Annotated in this window: 4 protein-coding genes; all 4 read right to left on the minus strand. The window is 49.6% G+C overall.

From position 1 onward, the window contains the following. Positions 1–476 precede the first annotated feature (476 nt). The gene (locus NCN04_RS10150) at positions 477–809 is read right to left on the minus strand and encodes a hypothetical protein (protein ID WP_250396016.1); all 333 of its coding nucleotides are present in this window, start codon (positions 807–809) and stop codon (positions 477–479) included. A gap of 217 nt (positions 810–1,026) precedes the next feature. Then, complete coding sequence (locus NCN04_RS10155) at positions 1,027–1,323, minus strand: hypothetical protein (RefSeq protein ID WP_250396017.1); 297 nt, start codon at positions 1,321–1,323, stop codon at positions 1,027–1,029. After that, entirely contained in the window at positions 1,320–1,544 is a 225-nt protein-coding gene (locus NCN04_RS10160; protein ID WP_048347226.1) for a hypothetical protein, read from the minus strand. The genes NCN04_RS10155 and NCN04_RS10160 overlap by 4 nt, the downstream gene beginning before the upstream one ends. Positions 1,545–2,664: 1,120 nt before the next feature. Further along, on the minus strand, positions 2,665–2,878 hold a 214-nt coding region (locus NCN04_RS10165; protein WP_250396018.1), incomplete at its 5' end, for a hypothetical protein.

Genomic DNA, 2,878 nt, shown 5'->3' on the forward strand with positions numbered 1-2,878 from the left:
TTCTTTCTCTGATTTCAAGCATATAGCGATCAATAAGAGCATGACCGATGCCCATAACAAGTGGATCTAGATACAATACAGATAACATTAAACCAATTGAACGAACAACTAAAACCCGGCCCAAAGATGGCTCTCATTGAAGACCAGAACTCAGAAACCTTGACGAAAACAGGGCACCAGAACAGATCGAAAGGATTAAGCAGTACAGCAAAGATTAATGTTGACATCCTCAAGTTGACTTGACAGAAGAAACTGAAACCAACTGAGTCATTCTCTAAATGAAGACTTAACCGAATGCTATTTAGCCTATTGTTAGTCAGCCCTGCTAAATCCTGGGATCTCAACAAAAACCCGCTCGAGGCGGGGCATGATGATTTCACCAGGAAGCCTAAGACCATGGAGGACAGACCGAAAGATAGACAACACCCAAAAGGGGCACAGGAAGCTGCCTGCACTGAATATCACAACTAAGAGATTTATTTACAGGGGAAAGCCAGTACGTTTCCTTTCCATGCACTTTTCCCAGTGGGCTTGTAAAGGGGAAGATATGTGAGCACCACCTTGGGATTCTTGGCCGCCTTAAAGTTTTTATAACCCTTTTCTTTCGCAAGATTGTTCCACAAAGCATAGGCTTCTTTGACAGCTTTGTGAGGTTTATTAGAGACGGCTCCACGATTAAGAATTTTACTGGCACAAGCCGAAGGATTGGTCACTTTTTGGATGGATTGAGCATTTGCAAATGTTGTACTTGTAATCACACAAACAGATGTCACGGCAACAGCAATTCCGCTTAGCTTTGGCGTTTTCATGGATTTAGGGGGTGGTGGAAGCTTTCGCCTCCGGTGAACTCACCATCTCCGAATTCAGCAGTTCACTCGATAACCTGGCTCAACAGTGGCTGTGATTTCGCTCACAGGGTTCCTGTAGCTGGCTGCATTGGGCAGTTCTAGCTTTACTGGCAAGTCAGTAGGTCATAAAAAACCCCGCACCTGCGGGGGTTAGCGTTGCAACTAATTCAGCTAATGCTCAGCTTGCACGTGAAGCAAGCTTGGCTGGTGACAGATGAGCAGACTTGTAATCGATGCCCTCTGAATGGGCAGAAAAACTCCGCTGAGCATCATGAAGGCGTTGTGACTTCAGCTCTTTTTCTTTGATCAGAAGGAGGGTATTCATGGGAACGAACGACAGCGCCTCAAACCCCGTTGCTTGCTTGAGATCGAACTGCGTCCCTTTTGGGGGACCAACGTCTTTTAACAATACGGCAAGTTCTTGTATCGCAGAGAGTAGGAACCGAATCAGGGCTGGCGAAACAACCGAACTCAATCCCAATCAGAGCTCCGATCGAGGGCCAGACCGGCCGGGAAGTCGACAAGAACTGGATCAGGAACCATGGCTGAGATCCGCGGCAATGGTCCGATCACTTGGGCGTCTACCGGAAACATTGGAAGCGGAACCAGAGCAATTAACAGCCGCATCGCTTGATCAAGGATGGGACTGATGCAATCAGCTGGAATGAGGTGATCGGCATGAACTGACGGCTTCAAGTTCAATCAAACCATCGCCCGCCTTAACTGATATGAACAACATCTCATTGCCCCTTGAGATCCCAAACGGAAATGAGGACACAGTTCTCAAGTAATCGACGTTTGATCTATCGGTTGTGTGACCAAGGGATCACGCCAAAGAGCCCGATAAAGAGCCCACTGCGCGAGAACAGATAATCGTTTTTTCAATGCACTGAATAACACTGCTTAGAGGTCGGGGCACCGTAGCTTCGAGACCAAATGTGTACACGGCAACCACAAAGCAATCAGAATTAACGAGCAAGAAAGATCTTCCTAGCAAACGCTATATATAGGGGCCGAAGGTATCAAGAAGGCACTTAATATGGTGCATAAAAGGGGCGAAAACAAGAATAAGCGCAGTGCCGAAAGATCTCGGCTTGGCCGCTTCCGACACTTGCCTGCTGAACGTTTGTCCCATCGATGAACAAGCTCGGGGGCGCCTAAACAAGCCAGCCTGATCTAGTCGCAGGTGGTTTTGGTGCAGCTCCGCGGTGAGGGCCAAAGCCCCGAAAAGCATCTAGACCGCCAGCCATAGCGCGATGCATCGATGTCGCATCAGTCGTGCTCTACAACCGAGCTTGAGCACACCATTCCCACTATTGGTGGTTTTGCCATGGAAGGCAATGCGCGATTTGACCGATGGCAAGAAGCGTTCAACGGATAGAAAATGTGTGCATCGAGATCGGAGGAGCTAATGACAGTCGACACTCCACCAGCGCAGATCGCAGAAGCAGACTGACTTTCTGGCCCCTGCTCCAACAGTCTCAACAATGACCTGGGTTGGTCGATTGGTAGGTACACATCAGATACGTCACGCCATCGACGCTCCGCTTGCACCGCCCTAGGTGCCCTAGGAGAAACAGACCCAACACCTAGAGCAAATGGCCCCAGGACGCCTCTAGCCAGATGCTTCGACCCCTCATCTTTTCCGTAGTGATGGGTTGATCCATGCATAAACGAGCGAGTTAGGCCGTCTTTCCACTCGGAAGGGCGGCCTTCCTCTTGGTTTGTTGCGCTGGGGCTCTGTCTCGTTGTTGGAGTGGAGCTCTTACCCTCTTCATCAGGGTGTGATGCTCAACGCCGAGTGGATTGAAGGCAACTATCTGCTCTGGATCCACGCGCTGAAAAGGTCTAGTGGGAAGGAGAACGACACAATCAATATTGGTGCCAGGACACCTCCTGCAGAGGCTTGCTGACCATCGAAGAGCAGTTTGCCGCAAGACCTCAAACCCTCAATGCGCCGGACCCTCAGTTCACTGGTATGCCTTGACTCGCTAAACGGGGCAGCAATCAATTCCCACAGCCGTTTCTTC

The organism is Synechococcus sp. MU1655 (assembly GCF_023630655.1).
In the GTDB taxonomy this organism is placed as follows: Bacteria; Cyanobacteriota; Cyanobacteriia; order PCC-6307; family Cyanobiaceae; genus Synechococcus_C.

What these genes read in the sequence shown, in the direction of transcription:
- NCN04_RS10150 (WP_250396016.1), bottom strand. Translation starts at nt 809, where the DNA reads ATGAAAACGCCAAAGCTAAGCGGAATTGCTGTTGCCGTGACATCTGTT.